At 51.7% G+C, this 23,254-nt stretch carries 19 protein-coding genes and 5 pseudogenes; 12 read left to right on the top strand and 12 right to left on the bottom strand.

Translation table 11 applies throughout. The annotated features are described in order from the left end of the window. Positions 1-282 precede the first annotated feature (282 nt). The gene (locus ASE80_RS07675) at positions 283-669 is read left to right on the top strand and encodes a hypothetical protein (RefSeq protein ID WP_056858383.1); all 387 of its coding nucleotides are present in this window, start codon (positions 283-285) and stop codon (positions 667-669) included. 303 nt (positions 670-972) lie between these two features. On the opposite strand, the pseudogene ASE80_RS30660 reads toward ASE80_RS07675, so the two are convergent. Continuing rightward, positions 973-1,101 (bottom strand): annotated as a pseudogene (locus ASE80_RS30660) (IS66 family transposase); the annotation flags it as partial. A gap of 702 nt (positions 1,102-1,803) precedes the next feature. Between ASE80_RS30660 and ASE80_RS07685 the strand changes: the two are divergent. After that, a complete protein-coding gene (locus tag ASE80_RS07685) occupies positions 1,804-2,586 on the top strand; it encodes a substrate-binding periplasmic protein (protein WP_056858385.1) in 783 nt (260 codons plus the stop codon). Positions 2,587-3,053: 467 nt separating this feature from the next. On the opposite strand, the gene ASE80_RS07690 is transcribed toward ASE80_RS07685, so the two are convergent. After that, the gene (locus tag ASE80_RS07690) at positions 3,054-3,833 is read right to left on the bottom strand and encodes an AraC family transcriptional regulator (protein ID WP_236447963.1); all 780 of its coding nucleotides are present in this window, start codon (positions 3,831-3,833) and stop codon (positions 3,054-3,056) included. Positions 3,834-3,920: 87 nt separating this feature from the next. Here ASE80_RS07690 and ASE80_RS07695 point away from each other — a divergent pair, with 87 nt between their 5' ends. Both ASE80_RS07695 and ASE80_RS07700 read left to right on the top strand, forming a co-directional pair. Beyond that, on the top strand, positions 3,921-4,526 hold the full coding sequence (locus ASE80_RS07695; protein ID WP_236708817.1) for a VOC family protein: 606 nt from the start codon (positions 3,921-3,923) through the stop codon (positions 4,524-4,526). A gap of 110 nt (positions 4,527-4,636) precedes the next feature. Beyond that, a complete protein-coding gene (locus ASE80_RS07700; RefSeq protein WP_236447961.1) occupies positions 4,637-4,909 on the top strand; it encodes a hypothetical protein in 273 nt (90 codons plus the stop codon). Between the two features lie 357 nt (positions 4,910-5,266). Here the strand turns inward: ASE80_RS07700 and ASE80_RS07705 are convergent, their stop codons facing one another. Both ASE80_RS07705 and ASE80_RS07710 read right to left on the bottom strand, forming a co-directional pair. After that, on the bottom strand, positions 5,267-5,620 hold the full coding sequence (locus ASE80_RS07705; RefSeq protein ID WP_056858387.1) for a hypothetical protein: 354 nt from the start codon (positions 5,618-5,620) through the stop codon (positions 5,267-5,269). Positions 5,621-5,853: 233 nt separating this feature from the next. Beyond that, positions 5,854-6,744: a LysR family transcriptional regulator gene (locus tag ASE80_RS07710; protein ID WP_056858388.1), complete on the bottom strand. Its 891-nt coding sequence runs from the start codon at positions 6,742-6,744 to the stop codon at positions 5,854-5,856. Between the two features lie 169 nt (positions 6,745-6,913). Here ASE80_RS07710 and ASE80_RS07715 point away from each other — a divergent pair, with 169 nt between their 5' ends. Beyond that, positions 6,914-7,876 carry an alpha/beta fold hydrolase gene (locus ASE80_RS07715; RefSeq protein WP_082463578.1) on the top strand — a complete coding sequence of 321 codons (963 nt, stop codon included), beginning with the start codon at positions 6,914-6,916 and terminating at the stop codon, positions 7,874-7,876. A 388-nt stretch (positions 7,877-8,264) separates the two neighbouring features. Here the strand turns inward: ASE80_RS07715 and ASE80_RS07720 are convergent, their stop codons facing one another. Further along, a complete protein-coding gene (locus tag ASE80_RS07720; protein WP_056858389.1) occupies positions 8,265-9,098 on the bottom strand; it encodes a helix-turn-helix domain-containing protein in 834 nt (277 codons plus the stop codon). A gap of 229 nt (positions 9,099-9,327) precedes the next feature. On the opposite strand from ASE80_RS07720, the pseudogene ASE80_RS31355 reads away from it, so the two are divergent. Beyond that, positions 9,328-9,470: pseudogene (locus ASE80_RS31355) on the top strand (IS5/IS1182 family transposase); the annotation flags it as partial. Positions 9,471-9,762: 292 nt separating this feature from the next. Then, a complete protein-coding gene (locus ASE80_RS29945; RefSeq protein ID WP_162238845.1) occupies positions 9,763-10,713 on the top strand; it encodes an alpha/beta fold hydrolase in 951 nt (316 codons plus the stop codon). Between the two features lie 52 nt (positions 10,714-10,765). Here ASE80_RS29945 and ASE80_RS31360 read toward each other — a convergent pair. Then, a pseudogene (locus tag ASE80_RS31360) lies at positions 10,766-10,915 on the bottom strand (IS30 family transposase); the annotation flags it as partial. Continuing rightward, positions 10,906-11,080 (bottom strand): annotated as a pseudogene (locus tag ASE80_RS31725) (helix-turn-helix domain-containing protein); the annotation flags it as partial. The pseudogenes ASE80_RS31725 and ASE80_RS31360, both read right to left, overlap by 10 nt. Positions 11,081-11,464: 384 nt before the next feature. Here ASE80_RS31725 and ASE80_RS07725 point away from each other — a divergent pair. The 5 genes from ASE80_RS07725 (at position 11,465) to ASE80_RS07745 (ending at position 17,433) form a co-directional block, all read left to right on the top strand. After that, a complete protein-coding gene (locus ASE80_RS07725; RefSeq protein ID WP_056858390.1) occupies positions 11,465-12,607 on the top strand; it encodes a tyramine oxidase subunit B in 1,143 nt (380 codons plus the stop codon). 38 nt (positions 12,608-12,645) lie between these two features. Then, positions 12,646-13,065 carry a Rid family hydrolase gene (locus tag ASE80_RS07730; RefSeq protein ID WP_056858537.1) on the top strand — a complete coding sequence of 140 codons (420 nt, stop codon included), beginning with the start codon at positions 12,646-12,648 and terminating at the stop codon, positions 13,063-13,065. Positions 13,066-13,114: 49 nt separating this feature from the next. Further along, positions 13,115-14,407: an NAD(P)/FAD-dependent oxidoreductase gene (locus tag ASE80_RS07735; protein ID WP_056858391.1), complete on the top strand. Its 1,293-nt coding sequence runs from the start codon at positions 13,115-13,117 to the stop codon at positions 14,405-14,407. A gap of 43 nt (positions 14,408-14,450) precedes the next feature. Next, positions 14,451-15,854, top strand: coding sequence for an APC family permease (locus tag ASE80_RS07740; RefSeq protein WP_056858392.1), 1,404 nt, complete (start codon positions 14,451-14,453; stop codon positions 15,852-15,854). Positions 15,855-16,476: 622 nt separating this feature from the next. Beyond that, the gene (locus tag ASE80_RS07745) at positions 16,477-17,433 is read left to right on the top strand and encodes a LysR family transcriptional regulator (RefSeq protein WP_082463581.1); all 957 of its coding nucleotides are present in this window, start codon (positions 16,477-16,479) and stop codon (positions 17,431-17,433) included. A gap of 95 nt (positions 17,434-17,528) precedes the next feature. On the opposite strand, the gene ASE80_RS07750 is transcribed toward ASE80_RS07745, so the two are convergent. The 5 genes and pseudogenes from ASE80_RS07750 to ASE80_RS07765 form a co-directional block, all read right to left on the bottom strand. Further along, entirely contained in the window at positions 17,529-18,134 is a 606-nt protein-coding gene (locus ASE80_RS07750; protein ID WP_056858393.1) for a TetR/AcrR family transcriptional regulator, read from the bottom strand. Positions 18,135-18,151: 17 nt separating this feature from the next. Then, a complete protein-coding gene (locus ASE80_RS07755) occupies positions 18,152-19,372 on the bottom strand; it encodes a multidrug effflux MFS transporter (RefSeq protein WP_056858394.1) in 1,221 nt (406 codons plus the stop codon). Positions 19,373-19,445: 73 nt separating this feature from the next. After that, positions 19,446-19,694 (bottom strand): annotated as a pseudogene (locus tag ASE80_RS31365) (hypothetical protein); the annotation flags it as partial. A gap of 284 nt (positions 19,695-19,978) precedes the next feature. Further along, positions 19,979-21,604: a methyl-accepting chemotaxis protein gene (locus tag ASE80_RS07760; RefSeq protein WP_056858395.1), complete on the bottom strand. Its 1,626-nt coding sequence runs from the start codon at positions 21,602-21,604 to the stop codon at positions 19,979-19,981. A gap of 324 nt (positions 21,605-21,928) precedes the next feature. Then, positions 21,929-23,119 carry an acyl-CoA dehydrogenase family protein gene (locus tag ASE80_RS07765; protein ID WP_056858396.1) on the bottom strand — a complete coding sequence of 397 codons (1,191 nt, stop codon included), beginning with the start codon at positions 23,117-23,119 and terminating at the stop codon, positions 21,929-21,931. Positions 23,120-23,254 lie beyond the last annotated feature (135 nt).

A 23,254-nucleotide genomic window follows, 5' to 3' on the forward strand; every position in this document is an offset into this window, starting at 1 on the left:
GGCTGATCAACTCTTCGACCTGCTGGCCGTCGGCGGGGTCACGTCCACGGGACCGATGGCACGATGACGTTGGAATGTAGCGACGGGGTGGGTGATGTCGACTTCTCCGATTATGTGGTTGTTGTGGAAAAACGATAATGCACGGAGTTATGTCGGCTTTGGGTCGACTCCCGCCCATAGTGAACGGCGGAGGTCGTTCAAACCCCTAGCCAAATACACTGTCGCGAAGATCGCACTCAAAAATTTTGGTGCAAGTGTGCAGCCAAGGAAAAGGGAGGATTCATGAGTCTTGATCTGTGCTTGGAAGCTGATAGTACGCTCACAATTTCGACGCTGAGCAAGGCAGTTGCGAATGCCGGTGCTTGGGAAATAGAGGTCGCAGGAAATGGGCTATACGCTGAATTTACCTCGGGACTTAAATTGAGTACCAATGACGTACTCGATGCCCCTACGATTTATGCTGAGAATACAATGGGTATCGACTTCCCTGTCGCTGTGCGTTGCACCATCAGAATTAAAGGGCCCGAACCAGAGGGGGAGTCGGCTATGGAAGATCTGGATAAAATCGCTCGGTCCATATCTCAGTCGTGTTCGGCTTTCTTTCTTATTAGCTTTCAGTTCGAAAAAACCTTGTACTGGCGGGATGCGACAGGGCTGCATCGTCCTTGAGGTAGGTGCCTGCGCGTCCTCTTTCAGACATTTCCGAATGGTGTTTTTTCGGACGAAAACCCCCCTGAATTGAGGAGCTGCTTTTGGCCGATCTCTGACTGTCGCCACCGTCAGCTTTGGGTCGGTTTCAGCCGGTCGCGACAGGCAGAAATCGGCCAAAAGGAGCCAGTCAAAGGCGTCTAGAAAATCAGGGGCGATTCAATAAGTGATTTTCCCGAACACTGGTTCGAATCTTAAAATCGCATCGATATCGGCAAGTTTGGCAAGCCGGATTACTGCGTCCATGGCATCTTCCTTTTTTCTATCCGTGTGATGCACTCGTTGCGCTAGAACCGCTTCTCGCAAAGCATCAACCAGTGCCTGAAGCTGTACACCGGTCTGTCCGACCCATTGGGCCAGTGTTGAGCGCGGGATCGCTAAGAGTGCACATCCTTACCCTGAGGATCGCTTCGCGTCACGTACCCAAGGCAGGAGCCGTATGCGGTAGTTCCGCACGTACGGATCTGAGCGGGGGGCGGCAGGTAACTGCCGTCCCTACCGCGACCACTACGGCGGCGGAGGTATTTGGGCCACGCGTTATTTGCGTTGTTCTTTCAGGCGGAGACTGCGGCGGCGTCCAGGGACACCAACACAGTGGCAGCAGCTGGTGGTAAGTGCTTGGTTCAGGAACCACAGGATGCAGTTGTAGCCAGCGTGCCTATCAGTATCATTCAGCGAGACCATCCCGACGCCATAGTCAACAAAGACAACATGGCGGCAGCGCTGGTGAGTGCGGTTATTGGCGTGCTTACTTAGCTCACTCCTCTAGCTCATCCCGCGAGTAACGGTGCATAATCTTGCGCGTAGGTGCTCAACCCGCGCGACTTGTGATATTTTCAACAAGGGATGGGGTGCTCGTAACAACGCTCTCTCGCGATGGGGTAGCAGCACACATGAAAACAAGCATATACGTTTTTGTTACTCCCCTTGCGTACATACAGCGACAGCCTTCAAAGGAAGTGCAAGCCAACACTCAGGTTTCATGTGGATGAACTCCTAAGGTGAGAACGAGTCTTAATGCCTATAAGACAGACAATACCTAAGGTTCATGAAGTCCGACTTACCCACAGGATTCGGTGCTTACACAGGTGCAAAATGTTCTCCCCGCTTTTAAGGCAGTTGTGCGCTTTCCTCTTACTCGCTGCCTCAGGCATCTCCGTCGCCTCAGATCCGGCTACAGCGCCGATTCGGGTTGTCACTGAGGAATTGCCGCCATACAACATGGCAGAAAACGGAGTGGTCACAGGCCTGAGTACGGAAATCGTGCAAGCAGTTATGGCCGGTCTCGGGCTCAACTCCAAGATTGATATTCTGCCTTGGGCTCGCGCCTATGATTTAGCGCAACATTCCGACAACGTCCTGATCTATTCGATGGCAAGAACCCAAGAGCGGGAACATCTCTTCAAATGGGTCGGAGCCATCGCACCGACGAGGTGGTTTCTGTTCAGTCTGTCCGAAAGACCTATTTGGCTGAATTCACTCGACGATGCACGTCAGTATCACATCGCGACTGTCAAACAGGACGTTGGTGAGCAGTACATGATGGCCCACGGGTTCCAGGTGGGCAAAGAGTTACTGTCTAGCAGCATGTACGAGAACACTTACCGCAAGCTTAAGGTCGATCACGTTGAGCTGTGGATCTCCAATGAGCTCAACGCCATTCACCTTATGCGCAAGAATGGGGATGATCCTGAAATGACGATGGTGCGTTCACTGCCGTTACCCGAGCTATCAAGTGAAGAAGGACTGTACATGGCCTTCAGTCCAGCTACGCCAGACGCAACCGTAGAACGGTTTAGGGCAGAATTGGATCGGATCAAGCAAGATGGCACATATCACGCTATCGTCAAAAAATGGCTCCAAGGTCCTTCACATTGAACGCATCGACTGCTGCCTCTCACGAAGGTCCCACATCGGCCAGAAGCGGACGTTTAGAACAGAGAAATAAATCTGTTCTCTTTTCCCAATAGACATCATTGCGGGGTACGCAAGGCTATCGCGTGGTGCGCGCAGCGCTCTCTACAAAAGCACCTTAGCACTTGGCGCCGCACAATTAGGCGAAGCATGGACTTCGCGTACACTAACGTTATGCCTGAGCCAATGCACTAACGAACAGCTCGTAGAGTGCTTGTGGTGGTATTGGGGGGAATAAGCAACTAGCACGGTTGAAGTTACAAGCGCTAGCTGAGTGCAGCGTGAGTGCCCCACCAGTTAAAAGAAAACTGATGCTCTGGCGACTCCTGAAGTGGCTGGCATTTCTTTCTTCATCTGTTCCGGCACATGGTTGAAGGTCTAGCCTGTAGCGTGCAGGATCGGGTTGGATGGTACAGCGGTTCTTACACCCATCAACTTGATCTAGAAATTGCCTCTTTGCTAATCAGTGTCTGCGCACGCACATATTGTCCTGGCGTAACACCCATTATCCGACGGAACATGGCAATGAAAGCACTAATATTTTCGTAGCCAAGCTCAATCGCCGTTGTCGTCACTGACATCCCCTCGACCAATAGTTGAATAGCGCGCAACGTGCGCGCACGTTGTCGCCATTCAGAAAAACTAAAACCGGTTTCAGCGACCAGACGCCGGGCAAGTGTTCTAGGTGCCATACCTGACCAAGCAGCCCAATCCTCAAGTGATCTATTGTCATCAAGCTGAGCAAGTATCGCATCGGTGATACGCCTCAAGCGCGGGTCATTGGGGTGCGTCAGACCGATGGGTTCAGCGGGTGAGGTAGCAATTTCATCCAAGATGACTGCTGCAACCCGCGACTCCATTTCGTTGCGGGGTGGTTGTCCCCACGATGCAGCGCGGCTTACCGCTTCGCGCAGCAAACTGCTGACCCTAAATGTGCATGGCATTTGATGCAGGATCCCGCACTCTCGCTCCGCGATATAGACCATCGCTCCTGCAAAAGCGCCATGTGACATCATCGCGTGTGCGACACGGGGAGGTATCCAAATGGCATGGGTCGCTGGCACTACCCATGAGCCGCCGTCAGTGCTGACGGAAAGCAGGCCGGCAAGGCTTGCGATTAGTTGGCCTGTCGTATGAGTGTGGGGCGCCGTTTCGCGGATCGCCCGGTCGCGTTGCTCTATCGCCAACAGTGGCATAAGCGCGCGATTCATGGCTGGTTTACGTTATCCAATGTCATATCCGAGGTAGCCATATCCTGAATGCCTAATGGAGAATAAGACCGGTCAGACGAATACTCAATGTCTAAAAAACGCAAATGTTGCTTCTCTTGGATTGGCCTGATTATGCGTACCTCTCACACATTTATTTTCTGTGTTTTGGCCGTAACAGCTGGATGCGCAAGCTCACCTCCCTATTTGGCCCGTGAACCTTTAAAGGAGCATTTGATGAATTCTAACCACATGGTGCATGCCGTCGATCATATTGGCTTCGCAGTCAGTTCATTGGAAGAAGCCATTCGCTTCTGGACAATTGGACTTGGGTTCACTCTTGAGCGTCAGTCGGAAATGGGCGGATCATTCATTTTGCAAGTAACCGGCACCGCCGATCCGAGCGTGCGAACGGCAATAGTCAAAGGCCCGGATGGCAGCCGAGTAGAGTTGCTGGAATATTCGCAGGGTGACCGCCACGGTATCACTCCACCTACGGCATCAGCGATTGGTTCAGCGCATTTGGCATTGAGAGTGCAAGACATATACGCCGTACTCGAACGCATTGAGCAAGCAGGCTGGAAAGCAAGAGGCAAGCCTCAAGCGATTCCCGCAGGCCCACGCAAGGGAACTCTAGTTGTATATGTGACCGGGCCAGATCATATCACTCTGGAACTGATGCAGGCTAATGAGTAGCTTCCTACCGAAGGCTGTTAAGCTTATTTCCCTAAAGCAATTACTTAAAGCGCTCTCCGTCGCGCATGACGTCTCATGCCAACTGGTCTCAATGGTTATCATCGGTTGGCATGTCCCCCGATAGCTTCTCCAGCAGCCTCAAATTTGACCAGTCTGAGCTGGCAATCGACGCGGCCCGGCGCGATCAAGGTTTAGTGCTTACCAGCCGTAGGTTGGTTGAAGAAGACGTACAACTAGGCTTTCTCGTACCTGTCTTTGAATCTGTACTAAAGACTGGCAAGGGCTATTATTTGGTGCAGGCCAAAGATGTGGTGCTGGGTGAAGCAGCCCAACTTTTGCGCCGGTGGCTTTGCGATGTAGCGCAGCGAGTTCAACAAAACTGATGACTTAAGGGCGATGCTTTCTATTTAACGTGAACGGCAGGGGTCGAGAAGGTGACGTTGCCAGACGCCTTTCGCCAAGGCGCCAGGATCAGTGCAATCGCGCACCGCAACCTCACAGGTTCACCGGACGACCGGACGAAGGTGTACACCATTCTGGAGCCCCATTTATGGGGCGGCATGGTGGTGCCGCTCAACAGTTCTCGGCCATGTGCGGTCTCATTAGTCGTTATGACCTCAAAGTCGTATTTGAGCGAGTTGGTGGTTACGTCGTACTGTCCAGCTTGCCGCCGTTTTTTATCTGGCTCAATCTGTATTGTGTATTCAGTATTCGTCGCGGGTGCTCCTGGAACGGTGCCTTCATTTCTTCGCAGATGTCCATCGTCCTTTCTTACCTGAGCGCAATTTGCCGGCGAGCCATGACAGCGCTATCGCCGGAATTGAGAGAAAGGCCGCAATGATGATACCAACAGCTAGCAACGGGGATGTACCCGAAGTCGCCAAAACCACGGGGATCTGAGAGAGCATTACAATGCCGCCTGCGGACCACTGTGAGCTTTTTAGAACGGCTCCAAGGATCACGGACAACACTAGCGCGGCGGGATAGATGATGGTCCAGTAACTGGCTAGGTCCCAAGGCTCCGCAGCGCCTGTGATTGCTGAAACAACAGTCCAAAAAAACAGGGACACAACGCAGGTAACAATGAATGGCATGAACAATTCCTGGAACTTGGGGGCAAATCGGCTTTGGTCGTTATCGTAATCGTGGTTGATGGTCCAGTCTCTTAATTTTGTTCTTAACTATCTCGTGAAAAAATGACGAATCCCCGCGATTGCTGCCAACTTAGAGGTTTTCGGCCTCTAGCCCACTTCGTCGGCGTGTTCGCGCCAACATCCCCCATATAAGTCTTATGCCATCTGAATGATGACGCACGCCATCGCTGAATTTACTGATCCAGGCGTTGACGAAACCGAGGAACAGCAAAATCCAAAAAAAGCCTCATTTTCAGGGGCATGTGTCCAGGTGACATGTGGATCAGGTTGATAGGCGCCGACAAAGGCTCATATTTATCCAGCACAATCTCCAGCAGTCCCTTGCTGACCGCTTCCGCGACTTGGTAGTGCAATAACTGAACGACTCCAACGCCATCAATGGCGGCCTGCGCTGCTGCGTCAGCGGTCGTCACCGATAAGCGCGGGGTAATCCGCCTCGTTGATTCTGCCACGCCATGTTTTGAGTGTTGAAAAGGCATAGGGGCGTCAAGTCGCACGATTGGCAAGTTCTGCAGATCTGCGGGACATTCAGGTCTTCCATACGCTTGCAGTAGCCTAGGACTCGCGCAAATTACAGTTCTCATGGCCCCCACCTGAGTGGCGATCATGCCGCTATCAGCGAGTGTTCCAATACGCACTGCCATGTCCACGTGGTCGTCAACGAGGTGAGCGTTGCGATCAGAAAGCAAGAGCCGGATCTTGATTTCGGAAAACTCACCTAAAAACGCGTTGACGATCGGCAGCACATGCAGCCGGCCGAACATGATTGGCGCGGTCAGGACCAGTTCGCCTTTGGGGGCAATGAATTCTCCGGCAGCTTCGCGTTCGGCAACCTCCAACTGCTCCAATATTCGGCGTGCAGCAGCCACATAAGCCACCCCTGCATCGGTCAACGAGAGCCTACGCGTGGTCCGAATCAATAAACGGCTACCTATCAGCGTCTCCAGGTCAGAAATTTTCCTGCTGATGGTGGGAAGAGGGATATCGGCTAGCCGTCCGGCTGCCGTCAGGCTGCCAGCATCAATCGCAGCCACGAGCAGCTTCATTGCCTCAAATCTGTCCATGGGATATTCCAATATTTGGTAGGGAGATTACCAATATTCTCAGATTATGTTGGGTTAGTGAAACATGCAATATAGCCCTATCAAGTGGGTGCGCCTGACGCTCGACAAGCCATGAACTCACCGCCTGATAGACCACTTATCTTTTTCATTCAGTGTCCAAGGAGTTTGCATGAGCATTAAAACGTTGTTATCCGCCACTGCCCTCAGTGCAGCGCTCGCCAGCGCAGGAGTGGAAGCAGCCGACATTAGCCACCAAAGGGCAAGCGACGTTCAACACCATTTTGTAGAGGTAAAAGGGGTCCGCATCTTCTATCGGGAAGCGGGCGACCCATCGGCGCCAACCATCGTGTTGCTTCATGGATTCCCTACCTCGTCATTCATGTATCGCGACTTGATGTCGAAGCTAGCGGACCGTTACCACGTGATTGCCCCTGACTTCCCAGGTTTTGGATTCTCGGACAGCCCTGATCGGGCGAAGTACTCATACACGTTCGACAACATCGCCAAAACCATGGACGGATTTACTGAAGCGCTTGCGCTGAATCGCTACGCTCTTCAAGTGTTCGACTACGGTGCGCCTGTAGGCTGGCGGATGGCCGTCGCACACCCCGATAGAATCAGCGCAATCATCAGCCAAAACGGGAATGCTTACGTTGAAGGCCTCAGCGAGGGCTGGAACCCGATTCAACGTTACTGGAACGCTCCCACTGCCGAGAACCGCAACGCATTGCGCGAGCTGCTCAAACCAGAATCAATCAAGTGGCAATACACGCATGGCGTAGCGGACCCTGACAGTATCGCACCTGAAACATACACCTTGGATTACGCGTTCGTTTCGCGGCCCGGTAACGATGAAATCCAGCTAGACCTGTTCGCAGACTATGCCACCAACGTGAAGCGCTACCCCGAGTTCCAGGCGTATTTCCGCAAATATCAGCCGCCGATGTTGGCCGTCTGGGGAAAGAACGATCCGTTTTTTCTCCCAGCAGGAGCGAACGCGTTCAAGCGTGATATTCCCAAAGCTGAGGTACATTTCTACGACACCGGGCACTTCGCACTGGAAACACACTTGAACGAGATCAGTGGCGAAATCCACCTTTTCCTAGACCGGAATGTGGTGCAGCAAAAATAAGCCCTGTCGCACTTCTCAACGGCGGGCCGTGCGCTCGCTGTTGGTGGTCCTCTCTACTCACTCGTTAGCGTGTTGTGTGTTACGTGGCTCAATAGCGCCTAGCTTCGTAGAAACATCCGACTGACTGCCTTTGGCCGATCTCTGCCCTTCGCGAAGGGCAGCAATCGGCCGATTTTGTTGAAAAAGTCGGCGTCCCCAAGTGGTCGGAACATTTCGACCCGCGCAGCGAGGCCGTCGATGGATTTTCAAAAGTCCACCGGTTTGGGGTAGGGGTACATTTTTTCGACTTTTGCGTCGGGTCGCATCATGGCGGGGCTGGCTCCGGAAAGAGAGCGGGAGCGCAGCATACATAACGGAGCGAAATAACCACTGCGCGAAGCAGATGGCTTTAATAGAAGTGCATTCTGCTAACAAAGTTTTCCTTGAGTATACGGTTTTTATAGTCCAGCGGAGTTACGCTGACCAAACGTTTGAATTCTCTTAAAAAATGAGGTTGATCACTAAAACCCAAGTCAAATGCTAAATCGCTAAACCCAATATTATTATGATGAATTTTATAAATCGCGGACTGGCAGCGAATGATGCGACAGAACATTTTTGGTGTCATTCCCAGATCATCGTGAAATGAGCGCTGTAAAGTTCTAATGGTATAGCCCGTTAGCGACTCCAGATTTTTAATACACACATTCCCTTGGGCTTGGCAAATCATATTTACGACTGGAAGAGTCAGCTTTAATGATTTTCGCGGAGCTGTATTCGTCAAGAAAAATTGCTTGAGAAAAGTGAGTTGCGTTATAAAGCTTTTCTCACGCACTACCTGCTCAAAGACACGTTCGGCATTATCGCTAACGTCAAGAAGGTCGAAAGAGCCTTCAATCAACTCTTCCGCAGAAAGATTTAAAAAATCAGGAACAAAGCCAGGTGAAAACCGCACGCCAACATAGCGGCGCCCCTTGCAAAATTCCACAGAACCGGCTTGCAGCATTGTTCCATGTACGCTTACAGAAGGATTGGTGTCATCACAGTCAAATATTATATCGATACAGCCGTCCGGAACCGACAGCATGAATGCCGAGGATAGTTTTGTTTCAAAACTATAAAAGTGTGAAATTAACGGGCTGTCCGATATCGAAACTGAAAATTCTTTAGCGGCTTGCAACACAAACCATGGTTGGTGGGAGTGCATGCTTAAATAGGGACAAGCCAATGAAGATACTGACATAACCTGCACCTGCTTATTAAAATGATCACCTGAGTCCAAGCAGGTATCGTGCCATGTTGGTTGATAATAAATTTTGCAAATGTCGTGAAAATTCAATACTTAAAAATATGAGAGTTATAGGTTTGTTCCAGCCGAAAAATCGCTACAGCGCCTAAGCTTGATCACTAAGGGGGCTCTAAAAATTCCTGATCTTGGCAAGCAATCAGGATCCTGAAAGCGGAGCCTTCCTGTGAGGCAGGTTACCTTCGTTGATGCCGAGCACTCCGGCAGGCGCAAACAGATCCGTAACGAGTTGTTCTTGATCGGGCTCGATCAAGTGCCTCCCTGGAAGGGCTTGATTGGCTTGATGCGAGCCGCACTGTCGTAAAGGGCGGAGGCGGCCGTCAGGCCTACTGGTTTGGAAAAGCTTCCAGAAAATGATGGCGGTAAGGTTATCTGGCAGATGGTGGCACATCGCAGCACCAACAAAGGCTCTACAAGTGGGGTGTTCTGTAACAAAGCCATACTGGGGTCGAGGATCCATTGTGGGTGTTCACGCACCAGTTCAGTGCGCCTTGTTCAAGATATATATCGTGTAAGTGGCATTGGCGCTATTCAGTAATGCATCGATTACAACTGGTTTTCAGACGTAACATAGTTGTTACGCTACATGCAGAAGACGTTCGTGAAAATTTTGAAATTGACGAAGCTTTTCTTGGGAAATCCGACTCGGATTTATGGTTGTCTCAATATAAAAACGGTTAACGATATGACGATTTCAAGTTCTTGTTCTGTTCAGGGCGTCACTGATCAGCGCGTATTTAATTATATTGATACGAACCTGGGCCAACTTCATTACGCGGAGTCGGGTGCAGGTGATGTGATGATTTTATTGCATCAAACACCGCGCTCACTGGATGAGTTCGCTGAAGTCCAACCGCTGTTGGCAACTCGCTGGCGTACAATAGCTATGGATATGTACGGTTTTGGGCAGTCTGCAAAATTTGCTGCTCCACAGACGGTTGAACACTATGCCCAAGGTGTTTTGGCACTGGTTAATGCGTTAAATATAGAGAGGTTTTCTATACTTGGGCATCACACAGGTATGTTTGTTGCTTCAGAGGTGGCGGCTATCGCTCCAGAGCGTGTGACCGCTGTGGTTCTTTCTGCTGGTGATATTGTTGATGCAGAGTTTCGAGAAGCAATGGAGGCGCTGGACGTAGATGTAGCTGAAACGAGAGAGGATGGCTCACACCTCATGGAACTTTGGCGAAAACGTTTGAATTTATACCCAGCAGGGCACACTGATGTGTTAAATCGATTTATTCGAGATGCGCTTGCTCCTGGGGTAACTCCTTTAGAGGGGCATCTTGCAGTTGCAAGATATGATATGGAAAATAGAGTTGGCCTTGTCAAGGCGCCGGTGTTGGTTCTGGCAGCTACAGAGGATCCTGTAACATACTCTCGGGCTCAGGTAGTAGTTGATGCTTATTGTAATTCCTGTTTCGTGTCCCGCGCAGAAATAAAGGGAGGCGGGATACCTTTAATGGAATTAAAATTTAAAGAAGTTGCAGGTGCAGTGCATGGTTTTTTTGATTATCTTGAATGTAATGTTATAGGCAAGAAACGCGACTGATTTCTTGAATCGACTTTATACGTGGCAGTTGCGGGAGCTGAGTGCAATACGGTTATTGAATTGAGGGTTGAACGTCATACCGCATCGCCATGGCGTCCTGCATCACCTTGCCCATAACTTCGCTTGGCATCTGAAGTCAAAGCGCTTACGTGGGCCCATTGGTCAGTTGCAGTGCGATCGGATCCAGTTCTTCCTGACGGTGTGTTGGGCCACGCGGGCCGAGTAGCCGTCACGGGCTCTCGATTGCGGCGCAACTCCCGGCTGATGGTCGAAGGGGATCGGATGATCAAGCAGGCAATCCTACGCAGGCTGAAGCCTGGGCATGACCGATTTGATGTCGCAAAAATTCAATATCCCGGCAAATAATAACTTTAGGATTGTTTGAGACGTTAAATACGCCAGGGTCATTTTTCATCGCCCTGCGCCGGAAAATTCAAAGCAAGTCCGTTTAAGAATTTTTCTTGATCCTGAAGGGGTGGGTAGTGATGGGGAAGATTTAGATTTCCTTGAGCGACAAAATGGCCGCCTAGTGCGAAGGCAGCTGTCAGCCTTATATGAATAGCTACTCGCTTGGCATGACCAGGTGCACTACGAAACTGGAAATGGAATTTGCGTCTTTGAGTGGGTGAATGACACGTCGATAAAGTGCGGGAGATGTGACCCACATCCCTTAGACGTAAGCCTGGAAGAAAATCCGAACAGATTTTCAATTAATGCCAATTACAACATAATAATATTGCGGATAAAAACTATGTCAAAACATAATGCCAAGATCGATTTCATTTATCTCTCCGAGCAGGACATGATCAAAGCCGGAGTGATGGACATGGCTGAGTGCGTGAACACCATGGAGCAAATGTTTATTCTGCTTCAGCAAGGTGATTATCGCATGGCAGGTGCTAATAATGACTCTCATGGCTCACAAATTACATTTCCCGCAGATTCTCCCTTTCCCAACATGCCGAAGCCTACACCTGATCGTCGCTTAATGGCTATGCCCGCCTACCTTGGCGGGGACTTCCAGGCCTGTGGTGTGAAATGGTACGGCTCTAACGTTGCGAATCGCGAAAAAGGTTTACCACGTTCAATTTTGACGTTCATTTTAAACGATGTCGATACCGGCGCGCCACTGGCTTATATGTCAGCCAATCTGTTGTCGGCTTATCGAACTGGGGCGGTTCCTGGCGTAGGTGCTCGTCACCTTGCGCGGAAAAATTCAAAAGTTATTGGCTTGTTAGGCCCGGGCGTCATGGGCAAAACATCGGTCACTGCATTTATGTCGACGTGCCCAGAAATTGACACAATCAATATCAAAGGCCGTGGAGAAAACAACTTAAATAGGTTCGTTAAGTGGGTTAACGAAGTATTTCCTCAAATCAGAAATGTCAATGTGGTCGATACAGTTGAAGACGTAGTCCGCGGTGCTGACATCATTACTTACTGTAACTCCGGTGATGTCGGCGATCCATCGACGTATCCCTTGGTCAAGCGCGAGTGGGTTAAGCCGGGTGCTTTCCTTGCGATGCCTGCCTTTTGCCGTTTGGACGACGGCATGGAGCAAGCAGATGTACGCAAAGTACTTGATAACACAGGGCTTTACGATGCGTGGTATGAAGAACTACCCAAGCCGGCCCATAACCTGATCCCGTTAGTGGGTATGCGATTTATGGATCTGGTCGGGGAAGGAAAACTTTCCCGCGATGCGCTGGAGGACTTGGGTGACATCTGTGCAGGCATAACACCCGCGCGCCAAGACGATGAGGAAATCATCATTTTGTCTGTTGGCGGTATGCCGGTTGAGGACGTAGCTTGGGCGACAGTGATTTACCGCAATGCAGTTCAAAAAGGCATTGGGGTAAAACTTAATCTATGGGATGAGCCAGTACTTCGTTAAATATAATTTATTATTTAATGTCATAGGCGTTTCTCATGATGAAAGATATTATAAAAGTAAATGCCGGCTCAAAATTTGAAGTGCTAGGCAGCTACTCTCGAGCGGTGGCGGTAGATAACTGGATTTATGTATCTCTCACTGCGGGGCGTAATCCAGATACTAAGGAAATTCCTGAGGATGCCGTTGAGCAGGCTGTGCAAGTGTTTCGGATTATTGAAAAGATCCTGGCTTCACTGGGCTCTTTTCTGGCTGACGTCGTGATGTCTCGTGTCTTTGTCCAATCACCCGAGCATGTAAATGCTGTGATGGGATTCATCGCGCAGAAATTCAAAGGCATCAATCCGGCCACGACGATCACTTGCCCACCATTAGGCTCAACCGTATACAAAGTAGAGGTGGAGGTTACAGCGTACCGTGGTGCGTCAAATCTAAATAAAGTTAACGTAGAACTAGAGTAACGACGGTTGAGCATTTCAGATACTCTCGCGGGCACCTCAGGAAATTGTCATGACGAAAACTCTCGAGTCAGTGAGGACTACTGATCAATTACCAAAATCCACCACTGTCGTCATTATCGGAGGTGGCATTATTGGTGTGACAGCGGCATTGACCTTAGCCGAGCGAAATATTCCAGTTGTCCTCCTGGAAAAAGGGCATATTGCAGGCGAGCAATCCTCGCGAAATCTTGGATGGGTGCGCAAGACTAATCGGCACGCAGCTGATGTGCCATTAGCTCTGGCGGCAGATCGCCTATGGGCAGGTATGCCTGAGCGCATTGGCCGCGAAGTGGGTTATCAGCAATCCGGTATTATGTTTCTTGCAGCAAATCAAGAGCACTTAGCGTTACATGAACGCTGGTTGAAGTCGGTGGAGTCTTTATCCTTAGACTCCCAAATGCTTAGCGCACGCGAGATTAATGAGCGTGTACCTAGAGGCAAAGGTGAGTGGGCGGGTGCTCTCTACACACCTTCAGACGGCAAAGCAGAGCCCCATCTGGCCACCTCTGCGCTTGCACAGGCAGCCATCGAAAAAGGGGCAGTCTTAATTCAGCACTGTGCCGTTAGAACACTATCAACGACGGGTGGGAAAGTTAGCGGTGTCGTTACCGAGCACGGTGAGATTCGCTGTGATCAGGTGCTATTAGCCGGTGGCGCCTGGTCTCGCCGTTTTCTAGGTAATGTTGGAGTTAGTTACCCAACTCTTCCTCTCACATGCTCCGTGCTTCGCACTACCCCAATGGAGGGTCCCACTGATATTGCCGTTGGAGGCCCTGATTTTTCATTTCGAAAACACATAGAGGGTGGTTACATCATCACCCAGCGCGCGGCCTTGGACGCTAATCTAACCTTGGATCACTTATTAATTGGCCACCGGTACCTCAGTCTGCTTCGTGGGCAAGGTTCCTTTTTACGCGTTTCTTTAGGCAAACCTTTCCTCCAGGACCTTGCCCTAAAGCGCCGCTGGCGTGCAGACCAAACCTCACCGTTTGAGCGCGTTCGAACACTCGACCCGTCTGTCAACGAAAGCCTTATCCAGGAAGCCTTGAGCAACCTTCGCAAGGCCTGGCCGATTTTTGAAAACGCAAGCATTTGCGAAGCTTGGGCGGGGCAGATTGATATAACCCCAGACTCAAACCCTGTCATTGACCATATTAAGTCCATTCCTGGGCTGACGATTGCCACTGGCTTCTCAGGTCATGGTTTTGGTACCGGCCCCGCTGCTGGGCAACTGGCAGCAGACCTCGTAACCCATATGACCCCACTCGTTGACCCAGCTCCATACCGGTTTGATCGCCTCTGAAGTAATCGAGTATTGGCCCTTAAATAATAAATGGACACTACACATGAGCGAATCTACGAAGATATCCAGTTCCAATCTCACGGCTGCTGGTGCGAATCCGCAACTATCCAAAAAGTTCGGATTACTCACGATGATGTCAATTTGTATCGGCTTGGTTGTTGCTCAAGGCGCAATGATATCGACGGCACAGGGCGTTGGTTTTGGTGCCATGACATTTCTGGCTGCCATGGTGGCAGCGTTGGCAATTTCACAATGTAATGCGATGAGTTTTGCCGAGCTTTCTCTGATGTTTCCTCAAAAAGGAACACTGGCTACCTATACCCAAAAAGCACTAGGTCATGTCCCAGCTATTGTTGCCGTTTTTGCCGGTTACATTGTTGTATCCGTGCTGGCGGTGCCGGTTGAGATGTTTATGATTGATATTATTGTGTCCAAACTGCTGCCTGGCTTCGTGCCAACTAAGTCAATATCTCTACTTGTTCTGGTCGGCCTTACCATTACTAATTTAATGGGGGCAGACGTATTTGCACGAGTACAAAACCTGCTTGTTGTAGTCATGGTGAGCGCAATTGCACTGGTGTCATGTGTTGCTATCACGGGAACAGCACAACCACACCCAGAGTTGGCGGGTACTCCGGTTGACTGGAGTTTTGCTAGCGTGACTAACTTCGGTTTTATCGGATTCATTGCACTCTCGATGTGGTGTTTTGTCGGCATAGAGTACATTTGCTCGCTGATAGGCGAGGTAAAAGATCCACATAAAAATGTTCCTCGCTCCATGCATCTTTCCTTGTTCGTAATATTTTTCTTATTCGTCGGGTTTGGCTATGGTATAACCTTTTATATGGACTCGGAAACCTTGGTTAGTGCTAAAATGCCATATGTTGACTTTATCATGGCTGTATTTGGTAGCTCTACCGGCTTGGTGATTACAGCCGTTGTTGCACTTACTGCGACTTCCAGTTCTGTTAATACTGTACTGGCAGCCGTTCCAAGAATGATGCATGGGATGGCTGAACAAAATCAGTTGCTACCCATTTTCAAAAAAGTTAATCGTTATAATGTGCCTTGGGTAGCCACCGTAGTGCTGAGCATTTCGATAGTTATTCCTTACTTATCGCTTGATATTGACTCGATCATCCTATTTGTTATCGCGGCCAGCACCAGTTACCTTATCGCCTACTTGATTGCGCATCTGAATGTGATTGTCTTGCGTAAGCGGATGCCGGATCACCCACGTCCATACCGCTCTCCGTTCTTCCCTTTACCGCAAATCTTTGCAATTGTTGCCATACTGTATGTGGCCATCAATAATTCCCCCTCGCCGGCGTTGACGAGTTCTGTTTATGCCATTACTGGCGGCATGCTTTCGTTCATCACCATCTGTAGCGTTATCTGGGTTAAATTTTATATGAAACGGGGTATTTTTGAGCCTGATATGGACTAATAAAACTGGGCGCAAGGTAGGCGTTCATTGGTAAGCGCCTACCCGCTACGCTCAATCGATTAACTTGGCCATCGGTATTTCCACTCTTGCAGCGTTGATCGCTGGCAGCATACAAACCAGCGCCTACGAACTTTACTCAAATGAAGATACTCACCTCAGCGCTAACCTCGAAGCCACGTGCGGTGTCTTTAACAGCCAGCAGAACTACTCGAACTCCGGCAGTAAGTCTAAGGGTTCGTCTACCAGGCGCGAAGGTTATATCAAGTACGGAATCAGTGGTGATCAGGGCCTGGCTGGCGCTCTGGCGAATGGTTCGAGGCACTGGGTAAAGACGGCCCAGACGTGTCCTTCGGCCGCCAGAGGGTTACGGTCGGCGATGGTTTTCTAATTTGCGGCGACGGCACGAACTTCGATAACGGTTTGGCCGATAGCGAGTATAAACGGGGTGGCAGTACCTACTTGGTTGGGAGCATGCAAGAACTTCGACAAAACGGCCGTGCTGCGTCTCGATGGTCAGGAGGGTTGGCGCAGAGAAACGTGAACCACCTAAGCGATGAGACGTGTCCGGGATTCAAAATGCGTCTTAGTCGGACAGAAAGTAGCCTGATGAGCGGTGACAGTAATGAGATCCAATGTCCTACTGGACTTCCAGGACCAACAACTCAAATATCTCTTCTTCAGCCATCAACTCGGATCGATGCGTGCAGCGGCTGACGAGCTAGGTATTGCCCCCTCGTCGATCAGTCGACAGATTGCCAAGTTAGAGGCGGAACTAGACATTGATCTGGTAGAGCAGGGCACTCATCGGATTCGCCTGACTGAGGCTGGGCAGGTTGCGATTGATTATTACCGTGCCAGGGCTAGCCAGCATGAAGCGTTGCTGGATCAGCTCAGCGAGTTGCGAGGGCGTTTTCTAGGTACGACTATCATTGCCATCGGAGAAGGATTGCTGGGCTCCCAGGCAATCGTGGAACTGCAAAACTTTTTCAAGCAATACCCCGATGCTCATATCGAAATCATCATCGCGCCGTCTTTTGAGGTACAGCGGATGATCCAAGATGACGAAGCGCACATTGGCCTTGCTTTTTCGCCAGCAAGCACAGCCACCCTCCGCAGTTTGTATGCGTTCGAGCAGCCGCTCCGTGCGATTGTGTCCAGGGAAAGTCCGTTGGCAAAAAAGCATGTGCTGACGTTAACAGATCTTGCCAATACACCGTTGGTTTTGCCTGGCCCCAAATACCGCGTTAGGGAGCTGGTTACTCAAGCTTGCAAGGATGAGCCGTTTACGATTGAGCCGGTGGTTACCGCCAACTCACTACAGGTCATCCTGGACCTGGTCCGCGCAGGGATAGCCAGTACCGTGCTGCCAGAACTGCCCTTGGTTTCCGAGCTGACATCAGGGTTGTTCAAGGCGATCCCGTTAGCATGTGAGGCAATGAGCAGTACCGAAATGCGAATCATCGTTCGCCCATCCCGCAAGCTTTCCCCAGCGAGCCACGCGTTGATACGCCATCTTGCCAGAGCTATTTCATTGATGCGTAGAGGCGATGGCCGTACTGCAAAGAGTATGCTTGTCTGAGTGTGTTTCTCATTAAAAAGGCAGCACGGGAGGCGGGCAAGGGAGCAAGGCGGATGATAGCGTTTAGATGTTTTTGCAAAATTTGAATGGTTGATTTATCCATGCGCCACCTTCCCCACAGCCAGAGACAGCGAATCACCAAGAATGCGCCACAAAGCGGTAAGACGCCGACAGTAGGTGCCTTCACTACAGTAAATCAACTCGACATGAAGGCTGTCGACAACCGCTATATAAGCATCCTGAAACATTGAAATCTCGTTCGCCGACAGGGCTGGATACCTGTTCTCAAGGCTTGCGCCAAAGCGTTCATGAAGACGGTCCAGATAGGCTTCAAAGCCACTTGTCACCGATGCCTTTAACTCCGAAGGCGGAAAGAATGCCGTTCGCAGCAGGAAACGCAGGGCAGCGGAAGACTCGTAGCGGTTTGAAAGATTGTCCGTGTACAGCTTGCCGGGCTCGTCATCATTCGCCGGGACGCTTGCAAACATCTCTTCGATATAGTGCCTCTCCGTCGCCAGCGCCAGATTCAGCACGGCGTTGAACAGATCATCCTTGCTCTTGAAGTGCGCGTATAACGAGGGCTTGCGCATACCTGCCACGACAGCGATTTCATTGAGCGACGAGGCGTCGTATCCCCGCTCAGCGAAATGCACCAGAGCGATATCACAGATTCTGCTTGCGGAAGGGCTCAGCACTTTCATCGGGATGACCTTTTAATTCAGTGATTTAACGCGGTGATGTGCTCGGCCCTGCCTTCGCGCACACTGACCCAGGTCAGCGCACCCACCATAACGGCGCAGACTATCAGGAATGCGCACCAGGCAATGGCGCCATAGCTGCTCGCCCAACCGGTCAACGGTGTGGCGAAGGCCGAGATGCCAAGCTGAAACGCGCCGAGCAATGCAGCCGTTGAACCCAGGGCAGTGGTTTGCGAAGACATCACCAGCGTCATCAGTGAGGTTTCTGCAATCCCCAATCCAAGCAGTGCTACCGCGACACCGGCAGCCAGCCAGTACAAACTAGAACCAGATACTGCTGCGCCGTAGGCCATGACAGAACCTGCAAAGATGCAAAAAGCTCCAGCCGTTGCCATGCGGGCCAAACCGTACTTGCCCACCAGTCTGGTAGCCACGACGGCCCCTATGAGAATCGCGATGCCGGTTGCGCCAAACAGCGTACCGAACTGGGCAGCAGGCAGTCCGTATTCCTTCTGATAAACAAATGTAGCGCCGCCCACATAGGCAAAGAGAAAGAAGAACACGGCTGACAGCGCTAAAGCTGGCCTTAGAAAACGACCGTCTTTTGCGAGGCGCGCATACGTGCGTATCGCAAGGCTCATATTCAATGGCTCGCGCTTTTGCATTGGTAGTGTTTCAGGCAAAACAGCCATCGAATTCACCGCCACCAGCGCACCGAGAACAGCCAGTACCAGCATGACGGCCCGCCATCCGAAATGCGCCTCAATGTAACCACCCAACCCCGGGGCGATGATGGGAGCAACACCTTGAATGGTCAGCAGCAGGCCAAAAAGTTTTGCTGCCTGAACGCCCTGAGTGACGTCACGCACCATGCTCATGATGACCACCAACGTCAAAGCACTGCCTATCCCTTGGGCAAATCGTGCCACGAGTAGCCACTCAAGGGTTGGTGCCGCTCCTGCAGCCAGCGCACTCAAACTGAACAGCAACAAGCCTGCTATCAGTGGACGTCGACGGCCCAAGGCGTCGACTACCGGCCCGAACAGCAATTGTCCAAGCCCCATTGCCAATAAAAAGACCGTGAGCGTCAGCTGAATGCTGGCAACACTGGTCGAATAATCAACCGCCATTTCGGGCAGGCTTGGCAAATACATATCGACGGCTGAGGGCCCCAGTGCGGCGATGGCCCCCAAGGCAATGGCAAACTTCAGTGAAGGATTGCCGAAATGACTCTTTTCCATAACAAACTCATGATTGACTTCCTACCGGAAGGTAGGAAAGTGGCGTGAAGTTAACGAGAACCGAGAGGCAAGGTCAAGCGGTTATTTTCTTAGTGGCCAGGCAGCACCTGCCAGCGCTCCGCGCAATGCATGCGCACGAAAGTGTTTTAGGCTTCAGTTCAAAGTGTTTTTTCAAGAAGCGGCTGAAATGAGCGGAATCTGTGAAACATCATTTTTAAGCGATCGAGGTAAGCGACTCAGTGCGCAGCAACGGGTTGGCCAAATCGATCACGCTGCGTTCGAGCCTGGCGCGCTGGATGTATCGACAGACGCCGTCACCTTCCGCACCAGCGATGGGGCGGAGAGGGTGGCCATCTCGTTGTAGTCGGGGCAATTTTGAGGCAACACAGAGGACCACCTGGCGCCGTTATCCAGCGCCACGGTTGGCCCACACGCCAACGGGACACTTAGCGCCAATGGCCGTAACTTTGTGGGCGGGATCAGGGTTCAAATTGAACTCTATGAGAGCCAGACTTGCCTGCGAACTAGGCGCCTTGGTGTATCAGGCAGACCTCTTCATCGTACGCGCGGGCAAGCCTCGCTCCAACAGATGGCCTCCGATACCTCTTACAAGCGAAACCTCGACACCATGCTGTTCAGGTCAACCGCCAGGCGGGTCAACTCGCCGCTGGCGGCGCTGGTCTGGGCGGCGCCGTTGGAAGATTGCGTCGACAGGTCTCGGATGTTGACCAAGTTGCGGTCCACTTCACGGGCGACTGCAGCCTGTTCTTCCGCAGCGGCGGCGATGACCAGGTTACGCTCGTTGATCTCGATCACTGCGGTGTTGATGGTTTCCAGCGCCAAGCCTGCGCCTTTCGCGATGCTCAGGGTAGATTCAGCACGGTCAGTGCTGTTACGCATTGAACTGACCGCTTTTTGGGTGCCGCCTTGAATGCTGCCAACCATACGTTCAATTTCGCTTGTGGACTGTTGGGTGCGATGGGCCAAAGCGCGTACTTCATCGGCGACAACCGCAAAACCGCGACCGGCTTCACCGGCCCGGGCCGCTTCGATAGCTGCGTTCAGCGCCAGCAGGTTGGTCTGATCCGCCAAGCCACGAATCACGTCCAGAACCTTGCCGATGTCGCGGGACTCCTCCGCAAGATTACCAATCAGATCGGCGGTGCTTTGCACATCCCCGCTCATGCGTTCGATAGCGTTGACGGTTTCGTGAACTAGATCCCGGCCATCGCCTGCTGACGCCGTCGCGTTTTTTGACGCCTCTGAAGTGCTCACTGCGTTACGCGCCACTTCTTCGACGGCGCTGGTCATTTCGTTGACTGCAGTCGCGGCTTGTTCTATTTCGTTGTCCTGCTGCGCAAGGCCGCGGGCGCTTTCATCGGTAACTACGTTCAGCTCCTCGGCAGCGGAAGCCAGTTGTGTTGCGGATCCGGAAATACGCATCAAGGTATCGCGCAGTTTCTCCTGCATTTTTTGCATGGCGAGCAGCAACCTGCCCGCTTCGTCAGTGCCATCAACCTTTATCGGTCGGGTCAGATTACCTTCGGCTATGGTTTCAGCCGCTTCAAGTGCCAACGCTATAGGTTGGGTGATGCTCTTGGTCAGCAGCCAGGCAAACAGCATGGTCAGCAGCGAGGCAATAATGAGGAGGCCGACAACCCAGTTGAACGCAGAGCTGTACTGGTCAGCAGCGGATTGATTGATGATAGCCAGCTGGGCGTTATTGAAGTCAGTAAGCTTACCCAACGCCACGTTTATCTGCTCAGCGTTAGCCGCAGACTCGGCGTTCAGCACGCGCGTTAGCTCCTGCAGATCGCCAGCCCGACTGAGGGTAACAAGGCGCGTTTCAATCTTGCGATATTCACCCATCAGCCGCATATAGTCGTTGTAGTCGGATTGCTCTACAGGGGATGAAATCAGTTTGGCGTATGCTGCCTGCGACTGGTTAAGTTGTTGGTTTTGTTCCGCAAGTAATTCGATGGTCCTGTTCTGAATATTTGGTTCGCGATCAGTTAACAGCCGATGCGATAAAACCCGCATGCGGACGCCCGTCACCGTTAGAGCATTCAGGGTCTGAAAGCTAGGGACGCCATTTATCGCGATGTCGTCGCCAGCTGCTCGGATCTTGCTCATCTGAGACAGGGCGAAGAGGCCGAGAATCAGCATGAGCGCGCCTATCAGGGAGAACCCCAGAAATGCGCGCGGAGCAATGTTCATTGTTCTTATTGTCATGGTTTTCCCAGAGCGTGGAATGTGCTCCCCGCAAGCAGCGGCGGATGGCCCAGCGCATAAGTTTTTATCGGTCGCTTGATGACACACTTGAGCGAAAACAGCTGTGTGCCGCATATTAAAACTGATATTGCCCACTTACCAACTTACATACATCGACTGATGTCGGCCCGATGCAGCCCGATTGCGACAATCTTCAACCCAGACGGCCTGGACGCGATTTTCGTTCAGTTGGTAGAGACTCGCTAACAAGGTTGCATATTTCTCTTACAGAATCAGCTCTAGAGACTGCAGCAGCGTGACAGAAGCTGCTGTGCATAGTGGTGCTCAAGGATAGGGGATGGTCGGTTCGATGCCCGCGAACACCGCGCCAGCGCCGTCGTAAGTCGCTTCGCCGAGGAAAGCATGCTGTGTCACTACCATGGAGTCGCGTACGATCCATTGCAGACGATTGTCATTGAAGATGGCTGCAGTCCCCGCCAGTCGATAAGCCTTCATGACTACGTCCGCTCCGGTATGAGCGGCATGGGTGGCGCTGAGACGTAATAAGTTAGTCTGCTGCAGGGTCACCGGATTACCGGCGATGAGCGAGGCCCATACAGCTTCGGCGGATTCGTAGAAAAACGCCTGGGCGCTTCGCAGCATCGCCTCTGCCTTACCCAGTTCGCTGCGGTAATAAGCGCGATCACCCAAACGCGGGGCACCGGTGACAGTCTTGGTGCTGCCCGACATTGCGATCACCAAGTCCAGTGCTGCGCGTGCCAGCCCGAGGTTAACGGCGGCGTGAACTTGCGCCTGGTAGGAAACAGACGGGTAATGATAGAGGGGCTCGTCAATTGTGGAGGCACTGCCCCGCACGAAAGTCCACTCGCGTTGGACGTTCTTTTGGTGCAATTTGAGGTCATGGCTCCCCGTGCCTTGCATCCCGACAACATTCCAGTTGTCGACGATCTGCACTTCGCTTGCCGGGAACACAGCGGTCAGCGGTTTGCCTGCCGTCGGTCCTCCACCGTTGGCCGATGTGCCACCGATGCCTACACCAATCCAGTTGGCACCTTTGCACCCACTAGCAAACCGCCAGTGCCCGCTGACTTCCCAGCCATTTTCAGTCTCTTTGGCAGGTTGTAGAGGGTAAAGGCCGCCAGCATAGACCTGGTCTGGCCCGTTGGCATAAATCAATGCTTGGGTTGCCGGGGGGAGTGCCGCCAGGTAGATGTTGGCTGAGCCGAACGCGGTCACCCAACCGACCGAACCGTCGGCTTCGGAAACCCGCTCTACGATGCGCAGGAACTCGGCTGGAGGCAGCGCATCGCCACCGAAACATTTGGGAGTACTGGCGCGGAAGATACCCACTGCTTTCATTTTTTCAATCATGTCTAAAGGGACATGGGAGCGTTGGTTAAACTCGCTGCGACGCTCGGCAATCTCCGCAATCACATCATCCAGGGAAATCGCCTTGATGCTGATTGGAGCGCCTTCACGTGTGTCACGATCATCGAAATTGTTTTTGCTGTTCATGTTTATTGTTCTCTGGCTAGGGTGATTGCATACACGTTCAGAATGCGTGGGATGATAAGAAAAAATCAAATTCGGAATATGAATAAGCTAAATAATCCGTGGGAATTAACTGTCGTGCCATGCGCCTCTAAAGGG

Source organism: Pseudomonas sp. Leaf15 (genome assembly GCF_001421425.1).
Taxonomy (GTDB): domain Bacteria; phylum Pseudomonadota; class Gammaproteobacteria; order Pseudomonadales; family Pseudomonadaceae; genus Aquipseudomonas; species Aquipseudomonas salomonii.

Excerpts from the sequence above, each read along its gene's own strand:
- ASE80_RS07765 (WP_056858396.1), bottom strand. The coding sequence starts at position 23,119 with ATGAACAGCAAAAACAATTTCGATGATCGTGACACACGTGAAGGCGCT.
- ASE80_RS07715 (WP_082463578.1), top strand. The coding sequence starts at position 6,914 with ATGAGCATTAAAACGTTGTTATCCGCCACTGCCCTCAGTGCAGCGCTC.
- ASE80_RS07685 (WP_056858385.1), top strand. The coding sequence starts at position 1,804 with ATGTTCTCCCCGCTTTTAAGGCAGTTGTGCGCTTTCCTCTTACTCGCT.
- ASE80_RS07675 (WP_056858383.1), top strand. The coding sequence starts at position 283 with ATGAGTCTTGATCTGTGCTTGGAAGCTGATAGTACGCTCACAATTTCG.
- ASE80_RS07750 (WP_056858393.1), bottom strand. The coding sequence starts at position 18,134 with ATGAAAGTGCTGAGCCCTTCCGCAAGCAGAATCTGTGATATCGCTCTG.
- ASE80_RS07720 (WP_056858389.1), bottom strand. The coding sequence starts at position 9,098 with ATGTCAGTATCTTCATTGGCTTGTCCCTATTTAAGCATGCACTCCCAC.
- ASE80_RS07710 (WP_056858388.1), bottom strand. The coding sequence starts at position 6,744 with ATGGACAGATTTGAGGCAATGAAGCTGCTCGTGGCTGCGATTGATGCT.
- ASE80_RS07730 (WP_056858537.1), top strand. The coding sequence starts at position 12,646 with ATGAAAGATATTATAAAAGTAAATGCCGGCTCAAAATTTGAAGTGCTA.
- ASE80_RS07745 (WP_082463581.1), top strand. The coding sequence starts at position 16,477 with ATGAGATCCAATGTCCTACTGGACTTCCAGGACCAACAACTCAAATAT.
- ASE80_RS07760 (WP_056858395.1), bottom strand. The coding sequence starts at position 21,604 with ATGACAATAAGAACAATGAACATTGCTCCGCGCGCATTTCTGGGGTTC.
- ASE80_RS07690 (WP_236447963.1), bottom strand. The coding sequence starts at position 3,833 with ATGAATCGCGCGCTTATGCCACTGTTGGCGATAGAGCAACGCGACCGG.
- ASE80_RS07755 (WP_056858394.1), bottom strand. The coding sequence starts at position 19,372 with ATGGAAAAGAGTCATTTCGGCAATCCTTCACTGAAGTTTGCCATTGCC.
- ASE80_RS07700 (WP_236447961.1), top strand. The coding sequence starts at position 4,637 with ATGTCCCCCGATAGCTTCTCCAGCAGCCTCAAATTTGACCAGTCTGAG.
- ASE80_RS07735 (WP_056858391.1), top strand. The coding sequence starts at position 13,115 with ATGACGAAAACTCTCGAGTCAGTGAGGACTACTGATCAATTACCAAAA.
- ASE80_RS07740 (WP_056858392.1), top strand. The coding sequence starts at position 14,451 with ATGAGCGAATCTACGAAGATATCCAGTTCCAATCTCACGGCTGCTGGT.
- ASE80_RS07705 (WP_056858387.1), bottom strand. The coding sequence starts at position 5,620 with ATGCCATTCATTGTTACCTGCGTTGTGTCCCTGTTTTTTTGGACTGTT.
- ASE80_RS07695 (WP_236708817.1), top strand. The coding sequence starts at position 3,921 with ATGTCTAAAAAACGCAAATGTTGCTTCTCTTGGATTGGCCTGATTATG.
- ASE80_RS07725 (WP_056858390.1), top strand. The coding sequence starts at position 11,465 with ATGTCAAAACATAATGCCAAGATCGATTTCATTTATCTCTCCGAGCAG.